Here is a 22,297-nt window from a genome sequence, read left to right on the forward strand (position 1 = left end):
CCATCAGAACCGCGGAATATCGGGAAACGGCACCTGGCCACGGCTGACATGCATGCGGCCGAGCTCGGCACAGCGATGCAGCACCGGGAACATCTTGCCGGGATTGAGCAGGGAGCCGGGATCGAAGGCGCATTTCAGCCGCTGCTGATGGGCGAGATCGGCATCATTGAACATGGTCGGCATCAGATCGCGCTTCTCGACGCCGACGCCATGCTCGCCGGTGAGCACGCCGCCGACCTCGACGCACAGCCGCAAAATGTCCTGGCCGAAGGATTCCGCCGCTTCCAGCTCGCCCGGCTTGTTGGCGTCATAGAGGATGAGCGGGTGCAGATTGCCGTCGCCGGCGTGGAAGACATTGGCGCAGGCGAGGCCGTACTGTGCGGAGAGCTGCTCCATGCGCCACAGCACCCGCGGCAGCGCCTTGCGGGGAATGGTGCCGTCCATGCAGTAATAATCCGGCGAGATGCGGCCAACCGCCGGGAACGCCGCCTTGCGCCCGGCCCAGAAGGCGACGCGTTCCTCCTCGCTGGTCGAAGCCCGCAGCGTCATGCAGCCCAGGCCGTTGGCGATCTCGGCGACGCGCTCGATCAGGTGGTTCACCTCGGCTTCCGGCCCATCCAGCTCGACGATCAGCAGCGCCCCGACATCGAGCGGATAGCCGACCTTGACGAAGGCTTCCGCCGCCTGAATGGCGAGCTTGTCCATCATCTCCATGCCGCCGGGAATGATGCCGGCGCCGATGATGCGGGCAACGCATTCGCCCGCGGACTCCGAGGACGGGAAGCCGATCAGCACCGCCCGCGCGGTCTCCGGCTTCTTGAGGATGCGTACCGTCACCTCGGTGACGACGCCGAGCAGCCCTTCCGAGCCGACAATGAGGCCGAGCAGGTCCAGCCCACCGGAATCGAGATGCTTGCCGCCGAGGCGGATCACCTCGCCGGTGATCAGCACCATCTCGACGCCCATCACATTATTGGTGGTGAGGCCGTATTTCAGGCAGTGCACGCCCCCGGAATTCTCCGCGACATTGCCGCCAATGGTGCAGGCGATCTGCGAAGACGGGTCGGGCGCATAATAGAAGCCGTTTTCAGTGACCGCGGTGGTGATGCCGAGATTGGTGACGCCGGGCTGGGCGGTCACCGTGCGATTGTCGAAATCGATGTCGAGGATGCGGTTGAACTTGCCCATGCCGAGCAGGATCGCGTCCTTCAGCGGCAGTGCGCCGCCGGAGAGCGAGGTGCCGGCGCCGCGCGGTACCACGCGGATCCCATGCTCGTGGCAATAGGCGAGCACCTTCGAGACCTGGGCGGTGTCGGAGGGCAGCACCACGGCAAGTGGCAATTGCTTGTAGGCGGTGAGCCCGTCGGACTCGTAAGGCCGCATTTCCAGCTCGGCGTCGATCACGCCTTCGCCCGGCACGATGGCGCGGAGCGCCGTGATGATCTCGGCGCGGCGCGACAATACGCCGGCATCCGGCTCCGGCATGGCGAGCCCGGACATGGCTTCCTCCCCGAGTGGTCTTTGAAGGCATTCTAGGGAAAAGCGCGCGCCATCTCCATGGTAAAATTTTTAGACCATCAACGAATGGCGGCCGCTTCGGGCGACGCAGCGGCAGGTGTTGTGGCGGCCGCCTCGCTTGCCGCGGCCACCGCCGCCGCGGCGTCGATCAGGCCGGCGCCATAGAGATCGTCGCGTCCCGGCTTGCCGAGATCGCGCGCCGTGCGCACCAGCGCCTCGCGCACCTGGGCCGGCGTCAGCTCCGGATGGCCCTGCAGCATCAAGGCGGCGACGCCGGAGACATGGGCGCTCGCCAGCGAGGTGCCGGACAACACCTGATAGGCGCCGCCGGGCGCCGGCACCATCACCTCGACCCCCGGCGCGGCAATCGCAATCTGCGCGCCGATATTGGCTTGTGCGTAGAGCGCGTCGTCCGGTCCGGTCGCGGTCACGGCGATGACGTCGGGATGGGCGGCGGGGAACAGCGGCTTGGCCTTCGGCCCCTCATTGCCGGCCGCGGCGACCAGCACCGCACCGCGCAGCCGGAGTGCGCGCAGCGCGCGGGCCATCAATTCGTCGCGCGGGCCGGCAAAGCTGAGATTGACCACGCGGGCACCGCGCTTGCCCGCCATGTCGAGCGCGGTGATGATGTCGATGCTGGTGCCCTTGGCCGCGCCGGTCGTGTCGTATCTCAGCGCGTCGAGCGCGAGGAGCCGCGCCTCGGGGGCGATGCCGACCAGTTTCACATGCGCGGCGATGGCGCCTGCCATGCCGGTGCCGTGGGTGTGCGGCTTTACCTTGGCGTCCGGATCGATCAGCGCATCGGCCAGCTCGGGATGGGCCGGATCGACCGCCGAATCGATCACTGCCACCAGCACATCCCTGCCTTCGGCCAGCCGGTGCGCCTCGGGGATCTTCATGCGATCCGGCGCATATTGCGCGCCGGCGAGTTCGGGCCGGCCGGCGACGGGGGCCACGGCCTCGTCGGCCTGGCCGTCGAAGACGAGATTGGGCTGCGCGCTCGCCACGCGCGGATCGGCGGCGAGCTGGCGCACCACCGTCGGCACCGCGCTGCCGCGCGGGATGCGGGCATGCTGGATGCTGGTGCCGAGCAGCGCGAGATCGTAGCGCGCCAGCGGTGTCAGCGCGAAGCGGCGCAGCACGCCGGCGATCTCGGCCTCGGAGATGTCCGGCTTCAGCTCGAACACCACCTCGTCCGGCACATAGTCGGGCGCGGCCACGGCCCGGACCGGCGGTGGCGGCGCGGCCGGGCGCGCGGTGGTCGCGGGTTTGGCGGGAGGTGGGCTGGCGGGCGGCGGCTTCTTCGCCACTGCGGGCTTCTGCTTCTGTTTTTGCTTATCGGGCTTGCGCGCGGGACGCGAGGGCGCCGGCTCGGCATCCTCATAGATGACGCGTAGCGGCGGGGCGTCATAGATCGGCGGCGCCACGATGATGCCGATGCCGGGACCTGGAAAGCCGCCGCCCGGATAGCCCTGCGGGCGCGGGCGGCGCGGTTCTGGATAGCGCTCGGGCGTGCGATCCGGCACCCGGCCCGTCGAGGAACCGCCATAACCGTCCGATGGGCCCGACGGCATATAGGTTCGCTGCGCCGCGGCCGGCGAAGCGAACAGGGCCGCCAGGAGCCCGCAGGCGGCAATCTGGGCCGAGAGAGAGGGCAGGCGTCGCATGACATCGCCCTCCTATTGCGCCGGCGTTGCCAGGCGCACCACGTCGGCAGCATCCTTCAGCCGGGCGAGCATCGCGCTACGCTCCGCCGCCGGCATGTCCGCAGCGCCGATGCGAATCTTGAACAGGCCGCCCGGATAGGGGCCGTCGACGATATGGCCGGATATGCTCTGCAGCAGCGTGCCGATCTGCGCAGCGCGGGCCTCGGGCTGGAAGGCGACCAGCACATAGGCGCCGGCCGCGAGATCACCACCGCTGGCGGTGGAATAGCTCCCGCCGCCGCGCATCAATTCACCCGTGATGAAGCCGCCTTGTACCACCAGCGCCAGCATGGCGGCGCCGGCGGCAAGCGCCAAAGTCTGCGGACGCAATGCCGCCAGCCATTCGCCGGCCCGGTGCAGCATGCCGACAGCCGGGTTCGCCGCCATCGCCCGCGCCGGCTCGGCATCGAGCGCGGCAAAGAACTTCGCGGCGGAGCGGGAGGACGGCAGGCCGAGTGCCTCGGCGGAGCGGATCGAGGCGTCGCGCTCCTCATGGATACGGGCGAGATGGGAGGCAAGCTCCGGATCGCGATCGAGCGCCGCCTCGACGCGGCGCGTCTCCTCGGGAGCGAGCGTGCCGGCGGCGTACCAGGGCAGCAGCGCCTCGATCTCGCCGGGCGCGCGGTCGTCGCGGTCTGCGGTGTTCATGGCCAACCCCTGTCGATGCCGGCGAGCCGCGCCAGTTCCGAAAGCCTTTTCCGGGCATGGAACATGCGGGTCTTCACCGTATTTTCCGGCGCGCCGACAATGCGGCTCACCTCCTCGATCGACCGGTCGTGATAATAGACCAGATCGATCACTTCGCGATGCTCCGGCGAAAGCCGGTCGATGCAGGTGCGCAGCACCGCGCTTTTGTCCTTCTTCTGTGCGATCACTTCCGGCGTGTCGGCCTCGTCCTCGATGGCCTCCGCCGCTTCCTCGTCGAGCGCTGCCTCGCCGCGCTTGCGCAGTTCCGACAGCGCCTTGAAGCGGGCAATGGCCATCAGCCAGGTCGAGACCGAGGAGCGCCGCTCGAAAGACGGCGCCTGCCGCCAGGCATCGAGGAAGGTGTCGGCGACGATGTCCTCGGCAACGTCCTCACGGCGCACCAAACGCAGCGCAAAACGGAAGACGCGCACCTCATGGCGCGCGAACAATGCCTTCATGGCGAGCTTGTCGCCCTTGGCGATGCGATCGATCAGGAGGAAATCCTGATCCGCCGCCAGAAACCCAGCCTCCACCACCGCGTCGCCCGCCCTTGTTCCGCGCCGTGAAGCCTCAGGCGCGGGAGCCGCAAGGTCAAGCCGCCGTGGGGCGGAGCCCGCCGGCAGGGAGAGCGCTATACTCGCCCTGCCGGAAAACATCGGCGATCGGGAGTGTGAGGCGTGAAGCATGGGCCGACCCGGCCACATTCAGTCGCACACCGTGACCTTCTGCTTCACCTTGCCGACGCCGGGGATGAACTTCTTCTGGTAGACGACGTAGCAGTCGGGAGCATCGACGATGATCGGCATGGTGGCTCCGAGCACGAGGCCGGCACCGTAGCCATAGCCGAAACCCGGGCCCCAGCCGCCGTGGCCGCCATGATGGCCGTGATGGCCACCCTTCGGGTTCTTCCAGGCACCGCCGCCACCGCCCTTGCCGCCATTGTTCTTGAAATCCTTGGGGCCTTCCCAGGCGGAGGCATTGCCGGCGGTGGAGACAGCGCTCGCGGCGAAGCCGGCGGTGCCGAGGGCAACGGCGGCGATGGCGATGCGCAGGGTCTTGGAAATATTGGACATTGACGTTCTCCCTTGGAGGTTCCGGGGACCGCGTCATTGCGCCCCGTACACTCATTGGTCGCGACGTCGGGGGAAAAGGTTCATGGGGCGGCGCGATTTTTTTGCACTTTTTTGCCGCCACCAGCGAAACCCTGCGCACATGCGGTCTTGCGCCGGATCAAAGCGGCACTCACCTCATTGCTAGAGGGTGCGAAAGAGACCCCGATGAGGAGACCGCCATGGCAACCGCCGCCAACCACGTCGCTACCGCCATGCTGAGGCGCATCCGCCTCAATCTGGCTCGTTCCAAGGCGTTCCCGGACGGGAGCGCGCGACACGGCTATGAGTTCGTCGCGCCGCTCGATGAGGCCGGGCATATCGACCTTGCGGCATGGCGGGAGGCGCGCGGCGAATGCACGGTACGCCGCTTCTGGGGCAATGAGCGGCCGGAGCGCGGCTATCTGGTGCATCGGGCCGGCGGCGCGCGCGGCGCCACCTGGGTGTTCGACTATGACCAGGGCGCGGTCGACGATGACGAGGCCGGCTACCGGTTCGGCGATCACGCCTTCGCGCCCGGCGAATATGTCTCGCTGCGCGACGAGGACGGCGACATGCACACCTTCCGCGTGGTCGCGGTGGAGCCGCCATAAGTCCGCAAACGAAAATGGCCGGGACGAGCCCGGCCATGACGATCGATCAGACGCTCAGGACACCCGAATCACATCGGTGACGCAGGCTTGGCTTCTGCGGTCGGCGCTGTGGCGGCGGCCGGCGTGGGCGGCGCAGCTTCCGGCGCCGCAGGAGCCGAGGCCGTCGTGGCCGGCGCGGGGGCCGCGATGGAGCCGGTCGTGGTCGTGCTGGCGGCGGCAGCCGCGTCGGCCGGGGCGGACGCCGGCTTCGGCTTCGGCTTGCGGGCCACCGCCGGCCGCGGCGTCCCCTTCACGATCATGGCAATCACCTGCTCATGCAGGTTGGCGGACTTGTCGATGTTGAGATGCGTCAGCGCACCGGAGTTGGTCAGGTCGACATTGGAAACCCGAGCGCCCGACACCGGCTTGCCGGAACCACCGGCCTGGTAATAATTCACCACCTTGCCGATCTTCGAGGAGGCGGTCGTCGGGGTCACCGGATCGAAGGTAACGACGAGGGGCACCGGAGCGCCAAGCTCGGTGACGCGATTGGCCATATAGACCGCGGCGTCGGCGCCAAGCGAATGGCCGATGATGATGACCGGCGCCATCTGCTTGCCTCCGGTCGCCGCCGATTGCTCGGCCGCATAGCGGGCCAGCGTCTGCCATTCGGTATAGGGATGCACCGTCGCCTTGATGCCGCGGGCATTCAGCTTGGCGGTAAGGTCGTCCATGCCGAGCGAGAAGACATTGGCGAGACCGCGCAGCAGATACACGCGCGGCGGCGGCGATTTGGACTGTGCCGCGGCCGGGCCGGCAAAGCCGAGGAGACACGCCGCAACAAAAAGGACAAACCAGCCACGCGCAGCCCGCATCATGTCCAAACCCCATGTAACACAACAGTCTTCATCCCTCGCACCGCCCTGTCCTGGCAACTGGATTTTTCTTTGCTCCCAAGATGCCGCGGGGCTTGATGCTTTTCCGCAACAGCGTCGCAAGGTAAGGCTTGCCAGCGGATACTGGCCCCCGGTTTCCGGGACTTGAAAGCGCCGTGCCCGCATGCAACCGACTGCCCCCGTTCGAGGTTCCCCAGAGAGTATCGATGAATCCCTTCGCCGAGGTCGAGACGAGCGCCGGCGCGCTCGCCAGGATCGCCACTGAAGCGGCGGAAGCAGCCGACGAGCTGCCGACCGGCTATATCGCCGGCAATGCCGGCGGGCTCCGGGCCCATCCGCTGCGCGCCGCGGTGCTGGGCGAACTGCATGCCCGGCCCTTCGCCCCTGTGGCGACGCCGGCGCGCATCCTCCATGTCGCCTTCATCGTCGATCGCGAGCAGGCGCTGGCCGACCGCGCCGCCTTCAAGGCGCTGTGCGCGGCGCGCGGCCAGCCTGGGCCGGCCTCGGGAGCCAAGCAGCACCGCGTGTCGTTCGGCGGCGCAACGCTGCGCTGGGAGCGCCACGCCGAATTCACCACCTACACCTGGGAGCTGCCGGCCGAGGACATCATCGAAGGCGGGCTGCCGTTCCATCCGGCCTCGGCGAGCCTCGCCGCGACGCTGGCCGAGGTGCCGCAGCCGGGGCCGCTATTGGTCGCGGTCGACCTGCATCTCGTCACCGACACCGCCGACGCGCTCCCGCTCGACCGGCTGTTCGACCGGGCGAGCCTGGCGCGCTCCGATGTCGAGGACGGCATGGCGGAGATCGCCACCGACTTCCAGCCGGACGCCGCGGGCTTCGTGCGCATATTGGTGCGCGATCGCGGCATGACGCCGGAAGCCGCCGGCGCGCTGGTGCAGCGCGTGCTGGAGGTCGAGACCTACCGTACCCTCGCTTTGCTCGGCCTGCCGGAAGCGCAGCGCCTGGCGCCGACCGTGGCGCAGATCGAGGGGCGGCTCTCGGCGCTGACCGAGACGATGAAGAACACCGAAGGGCTCGCCGCCAATCACAAGCTGCTGGAGAACCTCACCGCACTCGCGGCCGAACTGGAGGCCGATGCCGCCGCCTCGCTGTTTCGCTTCGGCGCCGCTCGCGCCTATGAGGAGATCGTCAATCTACGGCTGAAGACCATCGGCGAGCGGCCGGTGCCGGGTTTCCCGACCTTCGCGCAATTCCTCGCCCGGCGCATGCAGCCGGCGATGCGCACCTGCCAGGGCATCGAGCAGCGCCAGGCCAATCTCTCGGTGAAGCTGACCAGCGCGGCCAACCTCTTGCGCACCCGGGTCGATGTCGAGCTGGAGCAGCAGAATCGCGACCTGCTCACCAGCATGAATGCCCGTGCCCGCATGCAGCTGCGCCTGCAGCAGACGGTCGAAGGGCTCTCGGTGGCGGCCATCACCTATTACGTCGTCAGCCTGTTCAGCCACGTGCTGGAAGGGCTGCACAGCCGGCTGGAGGAAGCCGGCCTGCATATCGACACCGGCCTCGCTACCGCGATCGCGGTGCCGGTGGTGGCGTTCTTCATCTGGCTCGGCGTGCGCCGGGTGCGGCGCGGCCACCCCGACGACTGAGCCCGGCTTACTGCGTCGGCGTCATGAAGCCGCCGGTTGAGGGCGGTTGCGTGCCGATCCACTGGCCGCTGGTATTGTGTGTAGCCGGAGGCGCGGCCGCACGCGGCGCCGGCTGCTGCGGCGTGCCGTAGATCGGCGCATTGTTCGCCGACTGGGAAGGCCGCGGCGCCGCGGCGGGAGCGGCCTGCGCCGCCGGTGCGGACGCGGGCGCGGCGGCGACCGGCTTCGGCTTGGCCTGCCTGGGCTTCGGCTTCTCCGCAACTTCGGCGGCCTGCGAATCGAAGCCGACATAGACGACATAGCGTTCCAGCGTCGCCGCATCCGGCTTCGGGAAGCTCGGCTCCTCGGCCACCATGGAGAAGTCGACCTGCATCACCTCGGCGCCGATCGTCACCGGCACCATGTAGAGCCTCGTCCAGACCGGCTTCGGCGCCGGACCTTCCTCGACCACGGCAAGGCGGATCGGCACATTGACGAGGCCCGCGGCGCCCTTCGGGCCCATCAGCACCCGGCCCTGTATGCCGATGCGCATCGTCATCTCGGGACTGGTGAAGCGGCATTCGCGGGAGAAGCGGCCGAGCGTCGCCTGGTAGCGCAGGGCGCCGTCGGTCTTGTCGGTGATCTGCCAGGCGGCGGCGCCGCCGCGCACCTCGACCTTCGGGCAATTAAGGGAGCTGTCGTCCTGCGGGGCCGACGCCGCCACCGTGGTGGTCTGCATCGTGGAGCCGAAATTGCCCTGGCCGTCGGCATTGCCGCCGCCGAGCGGTCCGACATCGCTGCCGCCACCGATCCCGCCGCCGCAGCCGGCAAGCAGCAGGCCAATCATGGTGATGCCAGTGGCCGCAGCCCTGCGCCGCGCGGACGCGCGTTTGGCGTTCGTCATACGCAAACTCCCCGTTCCGCTCCCGCCACCGACCGAGCCGGCGCTCCCTAGGGGCGGACCTTTCCCCGTTGCTTCGAAAGTCCTTATAACAGCCCGGCGACGCGGGCGGGAGTATGGCGGCCCGCCGCGCACCAGCACCGCGCCGGTTGCCAACAATCAGTTGGCCGTCGGGCTGATACCGGCCGGACGCCCTACCACGCTGAACAGCAGCGCGGGGTCCTTGGCGAAGCGGCCGGCGACACGCTTGATGTCGGCCAGCGTCACCGCCGCCACCAGCTTGTTGCGCACGTCGATATAATCAATGCCGAGATCGTCAAGCTGGATCTGCAGCAGCTGCGACGCGACCTTGGCGGAACTGTCGAAGCGCAGCGCGAAGCTGCCGATCAGGTAGCTCTTGGCGTCCGCCAGCTCTTCCTCACTCGGCCCGTCGGTCAGGAGCTTCAGATATTCGGCGCGGATCAGCTCGATCGATTCGGCGGCGCGGTCATTCTTGGTCGCGGTGCCCCCGAGCAGCAGCCCGGCATGGTCCAGCGGCGCCAGCTGGCTATAAACCGAATAGGCCAGGCCACGCTTCTCGCGCACTTCGCGGAACAGGCGCGAGGAGAAGGCGCTGCCGCCGAGCATGTGGTTCAGCACGAATGCCGGGATGAAGTCCGGGTCGTTGCGCTTGAGGCCGATGCCGCCGAACACGATGGAGGCCTGCGGCACGTTCAGTTCCTTCACCACGATGGAGCCGAGCCCCTGCGGCACCACTTCCGGCACCGGGGTCAGCTGCGCCTTGGCCGGCAGCGCGCCAAAGGTGCGGTCGAGCGCAGCGCCAAGCTGCTCCGGCGTGATGTCGCCGACCACCGCGATCTTGAGGTTGTCCTTCGCGATCACCCGCTTGGCGAACGCCGCGAGATCGGCCCGGGTGATGGCGGGAATGCTGGCCAGCGTGCCGTCGACCGGGCGCCCGTATGGGTGGTTCGGGAACGCGCGCGCCGACCAGCCGAGGCTGGCAAGGCTCGACGGATCGGTCGAGCGGCGGCGCAGCACGGCAAGCTGTGACTGGCGGATGCGCTCCACCGCCTCGTCGTCGAAGCGCGGCGAGGTCACGGAAAGGCGCAGCAGTTCAAGAGCCGGATCGAGGTTCTCCGACAGCGTGCGCAGCGAGCCGTTCAGGGTGTCGCGCGAGGCGTCGAAACGCAGCTCGATGGCTTTTTCGGCCAGCTTGTCCTGGAAGGCATGCGAATCGAACTCGCCGGCGCCCTCGTCGAGCAGCGAGGACATCAGGCTGGCGACGCCGGGCGCGTCGGCGGGATCCTGCGCCGAGCCGCCGACAAACGCGATCTCGATCGCCACCAGCGGCAGCGTGGTGTCATGCACCAGCCAGGCCTCGATGCCGCCCGGACTGACCACGCGCTGGATGCGCGTCGTCTCGGACTGGGCGGGCGGGACGTTAAGGAGTGCAATGGTCATGAGGATCGGCAGTGCAAAAAAGAGGGCAAGGTAGCGAATGGCATGCGGCAAGCCGGCAGCGGCGCCGCTCACGAGCGCTTCTCCGGCGCCACCGCGGCAGCCGGCATAGCCGGATCGCTCGCCGCGTCCGCGGCCGGCTTGGCGAGATAGCCGGTGACGGCACGGGCCGGCAGCAGATAGCGGCGCGCCACGTCGCGCACCTCGTCGGCGGTGACCGCCTTCACCTCGTCCGGCCAGTTCTTCACGTCCTGGACGGTGGTGCCGGTGGTGAGCGCGGCGCCATAGATGCGGGCCAGCGTCGCCTGATTGTCCTGCGCATAGACCGATTCGGCGACCAGGCGGGTCTTGGCGCGCTCCAGCTCGGCGGCGTCGACGCCATCGGCAGCGATGGTGGCGATCACCGTGTCGAGCCCCTGCTCCAGCGTATCGAGGCTGACGCCGGGACGCGGGCTGGCCGAGAACCCGAAGCGGGTATCGTCAAGCGCCGTGCTCTGATACCAGGCGCTGGCGCCCGCGGCGAGGCCCTTGTCGACCACCAGGCCGCGATAGAGCCGGCCGGTCGAGCCACCGCCGAGGATCTGAGCCAGCACGTCGAGCGCGGCGCTGTCCTTCTTGTTGGTGCGGTAGGGAGGAACGAGATAGGTGCGCGACAGGCTCGGCTGCGCGACGCGGGCGTCGGTCAGCGTCACCCGGCGCTGTGCACGCGGCTCCGGCTCGGTCGGCCGCACCCGCGGGCCGGGCTCGGCGGTGCGCTGCACCTTGCCATAGGTCTCTTCCGCCAGCTTGCGCACCTCACCTTCGGTGACGTCGCCGGCCACCACGAGGATGGCGTTGTTCGGCGTGTAGAAGCGGCGATAGAAGGCCAGCGCGTCGCCGCGATTGAGGCCCTTTATCTCGTCTTCCCAGCCGATGATCGGGTGGCCGTAGGGGTGGTTGGTGTACATCGCCGCCTGCGCGGCCTCCGAGAGCTGCGAGCCCGGATCATTGTCGGTGCGCATGCGGCGCTCCTCCAGCACCACGTCGCGCTCGGGCAGCACGACGTCGTCGGTGAGCACGAGGCCGGTCATGCGGTCGGCCTCGAAGCCCATCACGGTCGCGAGATGCTCCTTGGCGACGCGCTGGAAATAGGCGGTGTAGTCCTGCGAGGTGAAGGCGTTCTCCTGGCCGCCGAGCTTGGCGACGACCTGCGAGAACTCCCCGGCCGGATGCTTGTCGGTGCCCTTGAACATCAGATGCTCGAGGAAATGGGCAATGCCGGACTTGCCGGGCTGCTCATCCGCCGAGCCGACGCGATACCAGACCATGTGGGTCACCACCGGCGTGCGGTGATCCGGCACCACCACCACCTGCAGCCCGTTCGCCAGCGTGAATTCGGAGGCGTCGGCGGCCTGCGCGGGGCGCGGCGGGGCAAGCGTGGCGGCACCGGCGGCGGCGATCAGCATGAGGGCGGGCATAAATTTTCCAGTCACCAGATTTCCAGTCGCAGCGGGGAAAGGGCGGCGGCGTTGGTCGGCAATGTAGCCACGATGCCGCCATTGCGCGATGGCACCGCGTGCCGGCATCACCGTCATGTGAGCCGGGCAACGGGCGCAGAGGGCAGGCGAGAGGGCAAACGCCCGCCGATCAGGGGTTCGATCCGTTCAGTTCTTCGGCTCAGTTCTTCGGAGTCGTGCGGTCGAACCAGCTCGGCAGCTTCCACCCCTCGTTCTTCTTCTCGACCGTGCCATAGACCGCATTGGGTGCCGGGGTCTGGTAGCCCGGGGGCGGCTGTGTCAGCGACTCGCGGTCCGGTTCGCCGTTGAAGACGAGGGGCTTTTCGCCGCCGGCGTTGAAGATATTGCCCCAGCCCTTGAATTCCATCTGGCTGGGCGAGATGTGCTGGTCGCTGTCCTTCAGTCCAAAACCGCTGCCTTGCTGTGAAGCGACGCGCCCGCTGCTCTTGCCGCCCGCGACCTCGCCGGGCTTCAGGGGCCTCGGGTCGATGCCGTCATAGCGGGAATGCTGCTTGGTCACCTTGGCGTCGGCCGCTGCCTGCTTCTGGCGGGCGACTTCCTCGGCGTCCTTCGGCCAGGCCGGATTGGCGGCGAGCGAATCGTCCATCGGCGGCGGCAGCACGTCGGCGTTCTGTGGCACCACGAGCGGCGCGCGCTCGCGATAATCGATATCCGGCGGGGTCGGGGCGACCAGGCCGAAGCCGGTGAGCAGGCTCTCGGTGAGGCTCTTGTTGTCACCGTCGTCCGTTTGCTGCGCCTGTGCCGGGAGGGCGGCTCCGCCGGCGACAAGGAGGGCAGCGGTGAAAAGCGCCAGGCGATGCGGCCGCGCGAAGCGGCGGCTCAGGGCATGTCTCATCATCACGTCACAGTTCTCCTGCCGAACGTGCGCATCAGCTTTCACTCGAGGGCGGCGATTTTACGGCGCGGCCCAACATGGAATCATACAGAAGCAGCACCACACCGACAACGATGGCGATATCCGCCACATTGAACACATACCAGCGGTAGCCGAAGGCGTGCAGCGACACGAAGTCGAACACCGCGCCATAGAGCGCGCGATCGATGGCGTTGCCGAGCGCGCCGCCGATCAGGAGGCCGAGCGCCATTGCCTCGATCGGACGCCAGACCTGTGCCAGCCAGATGAAGAAGGCGATGGCGGCGATAAGCTTCAGCCCGCCGAGGATCCACCAGCCATCGACGCCTTGCGGGAACAGGCCGTAGCTGACCCCGGTGTTCCAGGTCTGCACCAGGTCCATGAACGGGGTGACGCGCACCAGCCCATCCGCGCCGAAATCGACCGTATGCAGCACGAAGAGCTTGGTGCACTGGTCGATCACCAGCACGCTCGTCGCGATGCTGGTGCCGAAGCCGGTCAGCGGTCCGATCAGCTTCACGCGCGCTCTACTCCGCCGCGCCGCGCTTGCCGACGAACTTCGCCGCGGCAAGCTCGCGCAGTGCCTGCGCGTCGCGCGGCGTCACGTCCGGATAGTCCGGATCAGTGCCGACCAGCGGCGAGATCTTCCAGGAACGGGCGCATTTGCGCCCTTCCGCCCGCGCCGGCACCACGGCGACGCCGGGCACCTCGTCGAGCCGGAAAGCGTCCGCAGGCCCCTCGTCCGGCATCAGATGCGCGTCGGAGGTGATGCAGACCTCGGCGAGATCGACCGCGCTCACCGCTGCGAACAAGGCCGGGTCCGAGACATGGATGACCGGGGCAGCCTCCAGGCTGGATCCGATGCGCTTGGCGGCGCGCTCGACCTCCAGCGCGCCGAGCACGACGCGGCGCACATTGCGGATCTTGCGCCACTCGTCGGCCAGCGCCTCGTCGCGCCATTTCGCCGGCGTGTCGGGGAAGGTCTCGAGGTGCACCGAACCGTCTTCCGAGGGGTAGCGGGCGAGCCAGGTCTCTTCTGCGGTGAAGGGCAGGATCGGCGCCAGCCAGATCACGAGGCGGCGGAACACCTCGTCGAGCACGGTGAGGCAGGCGCGGCGCGTCTGCGAGGAGATCGGATCGCAATACAGCGCGTCCTTGCGGACGTCGAAATAGAAGGCGGAGAGCTCGGCCGTCATGAAGGCGGTCAGCGCCGCGTTCACCCGCTTGAAATCGAAGGTGGCATAGGCCTCGCGCACCTGCCGGTCGAGCTCGTGCACCCGGTGCAGCACCATGCGCTCCAGCGCCGGCATCTGCGCATAGGCGATGCGCTCGCTGTCGCGATAATGGTGCAGCGAGCCGAGCAGCCAGCGCAGCGTGTTGCGCAGCTTGCGATAGGTCTCGACCGTGGTCTTGAGGATTTCCGGGCCGATGCGAAGGTCATCGGCATAGTCGGAGGCGCAGACCCACAGGCGGAGAATGTCGGCGCCGGAATTCTTGATGACTTCCTGCGGCGCCACCACGTTGCCGAGCGACTTCGACATCTTGCGCCCGTCCTCGTCGAGCACGAAGCCGTGGGTCAGCACCACGTCGTAAGGCGGGCGGCCGCGGGTGCCGCAACTTTCCAGCAGCGAGGAATGGAACCAGCCGCGATGCTGGTCCGAGCCTTCCAGATACATCACCCGGTCCGGCCCGCCAGCGAAGGCGCGCTCGACCTTGAGATCCTCGCGGACCTCCAGCGTGAAGGCGTGGGTGGAGCCGGAATCGAACCAGACATCGAGGATGTCGTCGACCTTCTTCCACTCCTCCGCCGAATAGTCATTGCCGAGGAAGCGCTGGGCAGCGCCGTCCTTGTACCAGGCGTCGGCGCCCTCGGTGGCAAAGGCATCGGCAATGCGCTGGTTCACCTTGTCGTCGCGCAGGATCTCGACCGTGCCGTCGCCCTTGTCCTTGACGAACACGGCGATCGGCACGCCCCAGGCGCGCTGGCGCGAGACCACCCAGTCCGGGCGGTTCTCGATCATGCCATTGATGCGGTTGCGCCCGGTCTCCGGCACCCAGTCGACGCCGGCAATGCCGCCGAGTGCCCGCGCGCGCAGCGTGTCGCCGGGCGTGGTCGAGCCATCGGTCGCCGCGATGTCCTTGTCCATCGCGATGAACCATTGCGGCGTGTTGCGGAACACGATCGGCGCCTTGGAACGCCATGAGTGCGGGTACTGATGCTTCAGCCGGCCTCGGGCGATGATCTTGTCGGCGGCGACCAGGGCCTTGATGACGACGTCGTTGGCGTCACCGTCCTTGCCCTTGTCGTCCATCACCCGGTGACCGGCAAACAGCGCGACATGGTCGTAATAGCGCCCGTCCGGGCCGACGGTGTGCGGCACCTCGCCGAGACGCGCGGACATATAGAGGTTGAAGTCGTCGGCACCGTGGCCCGGCGCCATGTGGACGAAGCCGGTGCCGGTGTCGTCGGTGACGAAGTCGCCCGCCACCACCGGTACCGGGAAATCGAAATAGCCGTTGGCACCGTCGACGCCGCGCAACGGATGCGCACAGACGAGATGCGTCGGATCGACATCGGCGCGGCGCTCGAAGGCGGCGACGCGTGCGGCCTTGAACACGTCGGCCGCCAGCTTGTCGGCGAGGATGAAATGCTCGCCGACCTTGGCCCAATTGTCGTGCGGCGCCTCGGTCACCTCATAGACGCCATAGGTGACGTTCGGCGAGAAGGCGATGGCCCGGTTGCCGGGGATGGTCCAGGGCGTGGTCGTCCAGATGACGATCGAAGCGCCCTCATAGGACGGGAACAGATGGATGTCGTCGGCGGCTTCCGGCGCCTGGAGGCCGGCGGGATCGCCGCCATGGGTCGAATTGCACTCGCGATAGCCGGTGACCGGGAACTTCACGAAGATCGTGGTCGAGGTGTGGTCGTGATACTCGACCTCGGCCTCGGCCAGCGCGGTGCGCTCCACCACCGACCACATCACCGGCTTGGAGCCGCGATAGAGCAGGCCGTTGGCGGCGAACTTCATGATCTCGCGGGCGATCTGCGCCTCGGCGTCGAAGCTCATCGTCGCGTAAGGATGCGCCCAGTCGCCCTCGACGCCGAGCCGCTTGAACTCCTCGCGCTGCACGTCGAGCCAATGCTGGGCGAAGACCCGGCATTCCTGGCGAAACTCGACGACCGGCACCTCGTCCTTGTTGCGGCCCTTGGCGCGGTACTGCTCCTCGATCTTCCATTCGATCGGCAGGCCGTGGCAGTCCCAGCCGGGGACGTAGTTGGAATCATGGCCGAGCGCGCCTTGCGAGCGCACCACGACGTCCTTCAGGATCTTGTTGAGCGCATGGCCGATATGGATGTTGCCATTGGCGTAGGGCGGGCCGTCGTGCAGCACGAAGCGGGCGCGGCCGGCGCCGGCCTTGCGCTGCTGCTGGTAAAGATCGATCCGCGCCCAGCGCGCCAATAGCTCCGGCTCGCGCTGCGGCAGGCCGGCGCGCATCGGGAAATCGGTCTGCGGCAGGAACAGGGTCGGGGAATAATCATGCACGACGGGCGGGGTGCCCGCTTCGTCCAGAGTTCCACCGTCGCTGTTTCGGCTCGTCATTGCGCGCTCCTTCACTTGCCGCGAGGTTTAAGCGCAGCGGAAGAGGGGTGCAAGGGCAGGGTTTTTGCGAGAGGGCACGCTTAGGCATCCTTCGAGGCTCGCTTCGCTCGCACCTCAGGATGACGTGGTTACAAAAGCGACGTCATCCCTAGCAGTTGGCCAACGGCCAACTGCGGGGCGCCCGGCGTCAGCCGGGCCTCGAAGGATGCTCACGCAGAACGCCCTGCTCACGCCCCCAAAATCGCCCGCGCCTGGGCGCTGTCCTTGTCCATCTGCGCGATCAGCGCATCGAGGCCGTCAAACTTCAATTCGGGGCGAAGATAGGCGCGGAAGGCGACGCGCAGCGTCTTGCCATAAAGGTCGCCGGAATAGTCGAACACGAACACTTCCAGCTTCGGGGCGCCGCCATCGAAGGTCGGGCGGCGGCCGAAGCTGGCGACCGCCGGATGCACCACGCCATCGAACTCGGCGGTGACCGCATAGATGCCGTGGGCGAGCGCGATCGAGGGATCGAGCACCATGTTCGCGGTGGGATAGCCGAGGTCACGGCCGCGCTTGTCGCCATGCACCACCTCGGCCTCGACCGCGAACGGCGCACCCAGCATGTCCGCGGCCTGCTCGACGCGGCCCTGCGCCAGCGCGGCGCGAATGGCCGAGGACGAGATCTGCGCGCCCTCATCAAGCAAGGGCGGCACGATCTCAACCGCAAAGCCATGCCGCTTGCCGGCCTCGCGCAGGAAGATCGGCGAGCCGCCGCGCGCCTTGCCGAAATGGAAATCGAAGCCGGCGACGATCATGCGCACGCCCAGCCGCTCGACCAGGATGTCGCGCACGAACGCCTCGGCGTCCTTGGCGGCCAGCGCCGCATCGAACGCCAGCACCACGGCGCCGTCGAGCCCGGTCTCCTCGAGCCGCTTGAGCTTCATCGGCTGCGGCGTCAGGCGGAACAGCGGCTCCTCCGGCCGGAAGAAGGCGCGCGGGTGCGGTTCGAAGGTCAGGGCGAGCGCCGGGCAACCGAGCGAGTGGGCCTGCTCGATGGCGGTGCTGATCACCGCGCGATGGCCGCGATGCACGCCGTCGAAATTGCCGATGGCGACCACGGCGCCACGCAATTCGTCCGGTACCGGGGTGTCGCCGGCGAGGACGGTGAATGGAGCGGTGCGGAGTGGGCGACTATTCATGGGTCGGGGACGCTGAAGGGGCGGGAAACCTCGCGCGCCACGCGGCGCGGGTCAAGCGCTCACCAGGCCAGACGAGTGGTCACCGCGACCGGCAGGCCCGGGCCGTCCTCGAACAGGCTGGCCAGCGCGGCGGGATTCACCTCGTCGCCATGGGCGAGGCCGAGTTCGCCGGCATGGATGCCGGCGGCGACGAACAGGCAGTCGATACCGGCGCCCAGCGCCCCGGCGAGGTCGGTGCGCAGCGCGTCGCCAATGGCGAGGATGCGGGATTTGTCGATGCCCGTGCCGCGCAAACCGCGGGCGACCTCGAAGGCGGCCTCATAGACCGGCGGATGCGGCTTACCGCAATACACCACCTTGCCGCCACGCTCGGCATAGGCTTCGGCAATGGCGCCGGCGCACCAGATGAGATCGCCGCCACGCTCCACCACAATATCGGGATTGGCGCAGATGAAGGGCAGGTCCCGCGCCTTCGCGGCGGCCAGCGTCGTCCTGTAGCTGTCGGGCGTCTCGGTGGTGTCGTCGAACAGGCCGGTGCAGACGATCAGCTCGGCCTCGTCGAGCCCGGTCAATACGACGCCAAGCCCTTCATAGATGCCGAGGTCGCGGTCAGGGCCGAGATGATGCAGCTTCACCCCGCGGCGGCCGCGCAGCAGGGAGGTGGTGACATCGCCCGAGGTGACGATGTCGTCATAGGCGTTCCGGGGGATGTCGAAGCCGTCGAGGATCCTGGCAACGCCGTCCTTCGGCCGCGGCGCATTGGACACCAGCACGACGGTGGTGCCGGCCGTGCGGGCGCGCACCAGCGCATCGGCGGCAGCGGCCGAGCCCTTCATGCCATTGTGCAGCACGCCCCAGATGTCGCACAGCACGAGATCGTAGCGCGGCGCGAGCGCGGCGAAGGAGCGCACGATCGGCGGCAGCGGCGGCATGTTCGGAGCAGGGTTCGCGGACATGGAGGCGAAGTGCCACGGTCCGCTGCGATGCACAAGAGGCGCGTGCGCATAAGAGGGCGGCGACGTGCGCAGGCAGCACCGGCGCCGATTACCTCACCGTAGCGTACCCTCCTGAAACTCGACTCTTTGCTGAGGCGGGCATGCATTGCCCATCGCCGCCGTCGCACCATCTTTAGGCTCGGCTGCCAGAGTAACCGCGCACCGATGCGCATCATCAGGAGACGTCCATGTCCTTCGAAACGCTTTTCACCGGCACCGCCACTGCAATCGGCGGCCGCAATGGCCACTCGCAGACCAGCGACGGCTCGGTCTCGGTCAATCTCGGCTTCCCCAAGAACGGCGTACTGGAGCCGGGCAAAACTACCCCGGAGCACCTGTTCGCCACCGGCTATGCCGCCTGCTTCGGTTCGGCAGTGGAAGCCGTCGGCAAGCAGAAGGGCCTCGACGTGACGGATTCCGCCGTGACGGTCGCCGCCTCGCTCGGCAAGGTGGATGGCGGCTTCGGGCTCAGCGTGAAGCTCTCGCTCAAGGCGCCGAAGCTGAGTAAGGAGCAGACCGAGGAAGTGCTCGAGGCGGCGCACCAGATGTGCCCCTATTCCAAGGCGACCCGCGGCAACATCCCGGTGGAACTCGTCGCGGAGTGAGGCTTAACGCCCGCTCAGGCTGGAACGACGTCATCCTCGGCCTCGTGCCGAGGATCTCGATTACTGACAGAGCATCGGGAATCGAGATGGCCGGCACAAGGCCGGCCATGACGGTCTTCCGGGGCGTTCATTAATGCGCCTCTTCCCAATTATCCGCCGCCCGCGCGTCCACCTTCAAGGGTACGCGCAGCGCGACCGCCGGCATCGGCGCCTGCTCCATGGTGGCGGTGATCACCGGGAGCGTCGCCTCGATCTCGCTTTCCGGCACCTCGAAGATCAGTTCGTCATGCACCTGCAGCAGCATGCGGGCATTGAGCTTCGCCTTTGACAGCGCCGCATCCATGCGCGCCATGGCGCGGCGGATGATGTCGGCCGCGGTGCCCTGAAGCCGCGCATTGATCGAGGCGCGCTCATTGAAGGCGCGGATCGAAGGGTTCTTGGCGTTGATATCGGGATAGTGGCAGCGCCGGCCGAACAGTGTCTCGACATAACCATGGGCGCGGGCGAAGGCGCGGGTCTCGTCCATATAGCCGCGGATGCCGGGGAAGCGCTCGAAATAACGCTTGATATAGGCGCCGGCTTCTTCGCGCGGGATCGAGAGCTGATTGGCGAGGCCGAAGGCCGAGATGCCGTAGATGATGCCGAAATTGATGGCTTTCGCCCGCCGGCGCACCTCGCCGGGCATGCCCTCGATCGGCACGCCGAACATTTCCGACGCCGTCATGGCGTGGATGTCGAGCCCATCCTGGAACGCCTGGCGCAGCGAGGGCGTATCGGCGATCTCGGCCAGCAGCCGCAATTCGATCTGCGAATAGTCGGCCGAGACCAGCCGGTAGCCGGGCTGGGCGATGAAGGCGCGGCGGATCTTGCGGCCTTCCTCGGTGCGCACCGGGATGTTCTGGAGGTTCGGCTCGGACGAGGACAGCCGGCCGGTGGTGGTCGCCGCCAGTGCGAAGCTGGTGTGGACGCGGCCGGTCTCCTTGTTCACATAAGTCGGCAAAGCATCCGTGTAGGTCGATTTCAGCTTCTGCAGCTGGCGCCAGTCGAGGATGCGGCGCGGCAGCGCATGGCCCTGCTCCGCCAATTCGTCCAGCACGTCGGCGCCGGTCGACCAGGCACCGGTCGGGGTCTTGCGCCCGCCGGGAAGCTGCATCTTGCCGAACAGGATATCGCCGAGCTGCTTGGGCGAGCCGGGATTGAAGGTCTCGCCGGCCATATCGCTGATCTCGGCCTCGAGCCGCGCCATGCCCTGCGCGAACTCGCCCGAGAGCCGCGAGAGCATCTGGCGGTCGATGGAGACGCCGCGGCGCTCCATATTGCCGAGCACGGCGACCAGCGGGCGCTCCAGCGTCTCATAGACGCTCACCTTGCCCTCGGCGACGAGGCGTGCCTTCAGCACCAGCCACAGCCGCAGCGTGACGTCGGCATCCTCGGCGGCATAGGCGGTGGCCTTGTCGATGGCGGCCTGGTCGAAGCAGATCTGGCCCTTGCCCTTGCCGCAGACCTCCTCGTACTTGATCGGGGTGTGCTTCAGCCAGCGCTCGGAGAGCGGGTCCATGCCGTGCGGCGAGGCCCCCGCATCGAGCACATAGGACAGCAGCATGGTGTCGTCATAGGGCGCGACATCGATGCCGTGGCGCATCAGGATCAGCCAGTCATATTTGAGGTTCTGGCCGATCTTCAGTACGGAAGGGTCTTCCAGCAGCGGCTTCAGCGCCGCCAGCGCGTCGCGGATCGGGATCTGGTCCGGCAGCAACCCTTCGGCAAACAGGCCGTCGCCGCCGCCCCGATGAGCAAGCGGGATGTAGCAGGCCTCGTTCGGCGCCGTGGCCAGCGAGACGCCCACCAGGTCGACCGCCATGGCGTCGAGGCCGGTGGTCTCGGTGTCGAGCGCGACATGGCCGAGATCAAAGGCGCGGGCAATCCACTCGTTGAGGCGGGCGAGCGTGGTGACGGTCTCGTATTTCGAGCGGTCGACCGGGGTGTTGGTGGCTTCGAGCACCCGCGCGGTGGCGAGGGATTGCGGGGTGAGGCTGGGCTCCTCGGCCGCAGCGCCATCCACGGTCGGCAGCGCTCCCGATTCGTGCGGCTCCGGGACAAGCCCGAGGATGACGCCGTCGGGCGAAGCCCCCGCCTTCAGCTTCGGATCCGCCTCGATCTCGCCGATCTCGATGCCATAGGCCTCGCCGACACGGCGCGTCAGGGTGGTGAACTCCATCGCCTTCAGGAAGGCGACGAGGCGCCTGGCCTCGGGGTCCACCACCGCGATGTCGGCGAGTGGGACGTCCAGCGCGACGTCGCGCTTCAGCGTCACCAGTTCGCGCGACAGCCGCGCCTGGTCGGCAAAATTGACGAGACTTTCCCGACGCTTGGGCTGCTTGATCTCCTCGGCACGGGCGAGCAGCGTATCGAGGTCGCCATATTCGGCGAGCAGCTGCGCCGCGGTCTTGACGCCGATGCCCGGCACGCCCGGCACATTGTCGACGCTGTCGCCGGCCAGCGATTGCACGTCGATCACCTTGTCGGGTGCCACGCCGAACTTCTCGAACACCTCGGCGGTGCCGATCGGCTTGTCCTTCATCGGATCGTACATGCGCACCCGCTCATCGACGAGCTGCATCAGGTCCTTGTCGGAGGAGATGATGGTGACGAGCGCGCCCTTGGCCTTGGCCTGCTCGGCATAGGTCGCCATCAGGTCGTCGGCCTCGTAACCGTCCTGCTCGACGCAGGCGAGGTCGAACGCCCGCGTCGCCTCGCGGATCAGCGGGAATTGCGGGATGAGGTCTTCCGGCAGGTCGGGGCGCTGCGCCTTATAGAGCGGGTAGATATCCTTGCGAAAGGTCTGCTCGGACTTGTCGAACACCACGGCGAGGTGGGTCGGTGCCGGCGTGAAGCCCTGCGCCCGCACCAGCTTCCACAGCATGTTGCAGAAGCCGGCGACCGCGCCGATCGGCAACTTGTCCGAGGTGCGGGTCAGCGGCGGCAGCGCGTGATAGGCGCGGAAGATATAGGCGGAGCCGTCAATCAGGACGACATGGTCGCCGGCTTCGAGGGGGTCGTGCTCGGGCATTGCGGGCATCCGGTTCGGGCGCGCACGATGCCCGAAGC

18 protein-coding genes are annotated in these 22,297 nt (G+C 67.9%); 3 read left to right on the plus strand and 15 right to left on the minus strand.

Annotation, left to right across the window (positions count from 1 at the left end; genetic code table 11):
* Positions 1-3: 3 nt before the first annotated feature.
* From G3545_RS17975 to G3545_RS17995, 5 genes are all read right to left on the minus strand, one after another.
* Entirely contained in the window at positions 4-1,500 is a 1,497-nt protein-coding gene (locus G3545_RS17975) for an FAD-linked oxidase C-terminal domain-containing protein (protein WP_170014640.1), read from the minus strand.
* A 77-nt stretch (positions 1,501-1,577) separates the two neighbouring features.
* The gene (locus tag G3545_RS17980) at positions 1,578-3,185 is read right to left on the minus strand and encodes a S8 family serine peptidase (RefSeq protein WP_170014641.1); all 1,608 of its coding nucleotides are present in this window, start codon (positions 3,183-3,185) and stop codon (positions 1,578-1,580) included.
* A 12-nt stretch (positions 3,186-3,197) separates the two neighbouring features.
* Entirely contained in the window at positions 3,198-3,872 is a 675-nt protein-coding gene (locus G3545_RS17985; protein ID WP_170014642.1) for a zf-HC2 domain-containing protein, read from the minus strand.
* Positions 3,869-4,369, minus strand: coding sequence for a sigma-70 family RNA polymerase sigma factor (locus G3545_RS17990; RefSeq protein ID WP_246702911.1), 501 nt, complete (start codon positions 4,367-4,369; stop codon positions 3,869-3,871). Before G3545_RS17990 ends, G3545_RS17985 begins: the two co-directional genes overlap by 4 nt.
* Before the next feature lie 246 nt (positions 4,370-4,615).
* Positions 4,616-4,984, minus strand: coding sequence for a hypothetical protein (locus G3545_RS17995; protein ID WP_170014644.1), 369 nt, complete (start codon positions 4,982-4,984; stop codon positions 4,616-4,618).
* A gap of 218 nt (positions 4,985-5,202) precedes the next feature.
* On the opposite strand from G3545_RS17995, the gene G3545_RS18000 reads away from it, so the two are divergent.
* Positions 5,203-5,613, plus strand: a complete 411-nt coding sequence (locus G3545_RS18000; RefSeq protein WP_170014645.1) for a hypothetical protein — start codon at positions 5,203-5,205, stop codon at positions 5,611-5,613.
* Between the two features lie 68 nt (positions 5,614-5,681).
* Here the strand turns inward: G3545_RS18000 and G3545_RS18005 are convergent, their stop codons facing one another.
* Positions 5,682-6,470, minus strand: coding sequence for a hypothetical protein (locus tag G3545_RS18005; protein ID WP_206151272.1), 789 nt, complete (start codon positions 6,468-6,470; stop codon positions 5,682-5,684).
* 224 nt (positions 6,471-6,694) lie between these two features.
* Between G3545_RS18005 and G3545_RS18010 the strand changes: the two genes are divergently transcribed.
* Positions 6,695-8,098 (plus strand): DUF3422 domain-containing protein, encoded by a 1,404-nt coding sequence (locus G3545_RS18010; RefSeq protein WP_170014646.1) that lies wholly within the window; start codon positions 6,695-6,697, stop codon positions 8,096-8,098.
* A 7-nt stretch (positions 8,099-8,105) separates the two neighbouring features.
* On the opposite strand, the gene G3545_RS18015 is transcribed toward G3545_RS18010, so the two are convergent.
* From G3545_RS18015 to G3545_RS18050, 8 genes are all read right to left on the minus strand, one after another.
* Positions 8,106-8,981 (minus strand): hypothetical protein, encoded by an 876-nt coding sequence (locus tag G3545_RS18015; RefSeq protein ID WP_170014647.1) that lies wholly within the window; start codon positions 8,979-8,981, stop codon positions 8,106-8,108.
* A gap of 156 nt (positions 8,982-9,137) precedes the next feature.
* Positions 9,138-10,511, minus strand: a complete 1,374-nt coding sequence (locus tag G3545_RS18020) for a pitrilysin family protein (protein WP_246702466.1) — start codon at positions 10,509-10,511, stop codon at positions 9,138-9,140.
* Positions 10,508-11,893 carry a pitrilysin family protein gene (locus G3545_RS18025; protein ID WP_170014648.1) on the minus strand — a complete coding sequence of 462 codons (1,386 nt, stop codon included), beginning with the start codon at positions 11,891-11,893 and terminating at the stop codon, positions 10,508-10,510. Before G3545_RS18025 ends, G3545_RS18020 begins: the two co-directional genes overlap by 4 nt.
* Positions 11,894-12,092: 199 nt before the next feature.
* Complete coding sequence (locus G3545_RS18030) at positions 12,093-12,791, minus strand: hypothetical protein (protein ID WP_170014649.1); 699 nt, start codon at positions 12,789-12,791, stop codon at positions 12,093-12,095.
* A 31-nt stretch (positions 12,792-12,822) separates the two neighbouring features.
* A complete protein-coding gene (gene lspA, locus G3545_RS18035) occupies positions 12,823-13,326 on the minus strand; it encodes a signal peptidase II (RefSeq protein WP_246702467.1) in 504 nt (167 codons plus the stop codon).
* Positions 13,327-13,333: 7 nt separating this feature from the next.
* Positions 13,334-16,408 carry an isoleucine--tRNA ligase gene (gene ileS / locus G3545_RS18040; protein ID WP_170014650.1) on the minus strand — a complete coding sequence of 1,025 codons (3,075 nt, stop codon included), beginning with the start codon at positions 16,406-16,408 and terminating at the stop codon, positions 13,334-13,336.
* A gap of 227 nt (positions 16,409-16,635) precedes the next feature.
* A complete protein-coding gene (locus tag G3545_RS18045; protein ID WP_170014651.1) occupies positions 16,636-17,589 on the minus strand; it encodes a bifunctional riboflavin kinase/FAD synthetase in 954 nt (317 codons plus the stop codon).
* A gap of 59 nt (positions 17,590-17,648) precedes the next feature.
* A complete protein-coding gene (locus G3545_RS18050; protein ID WP_170014652.1) occupies positions 17,649-18,545 on the minus strand; it encodes a TIGR01459 family HAD-type hydrolase in 897 nt (298 codons plus the stop codon).
* Between the two features lie 227 nt (positions 18,546-18,772).
* On the opposite strand from G3545_RS18050, the gene G3545_RS18055 reads away from it, so the two are divergent.
* Positions 18,773-19,189: an Ohr family peroxiredoxin gene (locus G3545_RS18055; protein ID WP_170014653.1), complete on the plus strand. Its 417-nt coding sequence runs from the start codon at positions 18,773-18,775 to the stop codon at positions 19,187-19,189.
* A gap of 130 nt (positions 19,190-19,319) precedes the next feature.
* Here the strand turns inward: G3545_RS18055 and polA are convergent, their stop codons facing one another.
* Entirely contained in the window at positions 19,320-22,259 is a 2,940-nt protein-coding gene (gene polA / locus G3545_RS18060) for a DNA polymerase I (protein ID WP_170014654.1), read from the minus strand.
* Between the last annotated feature and the right edge of the window lie 38 nt (positions 22,260-22,297).

It is taken from the genome of Starkeya sp. ORNL1 (genome assembly GCF_012971745.1).
In the GTDB taxonomy this organism is placed as follows: domain Bacteria; phylum Pseudomonadota; class Alphaproteobacteria; order Rhizobiales; family Xanthobacteraceae; genus Ancylobacter.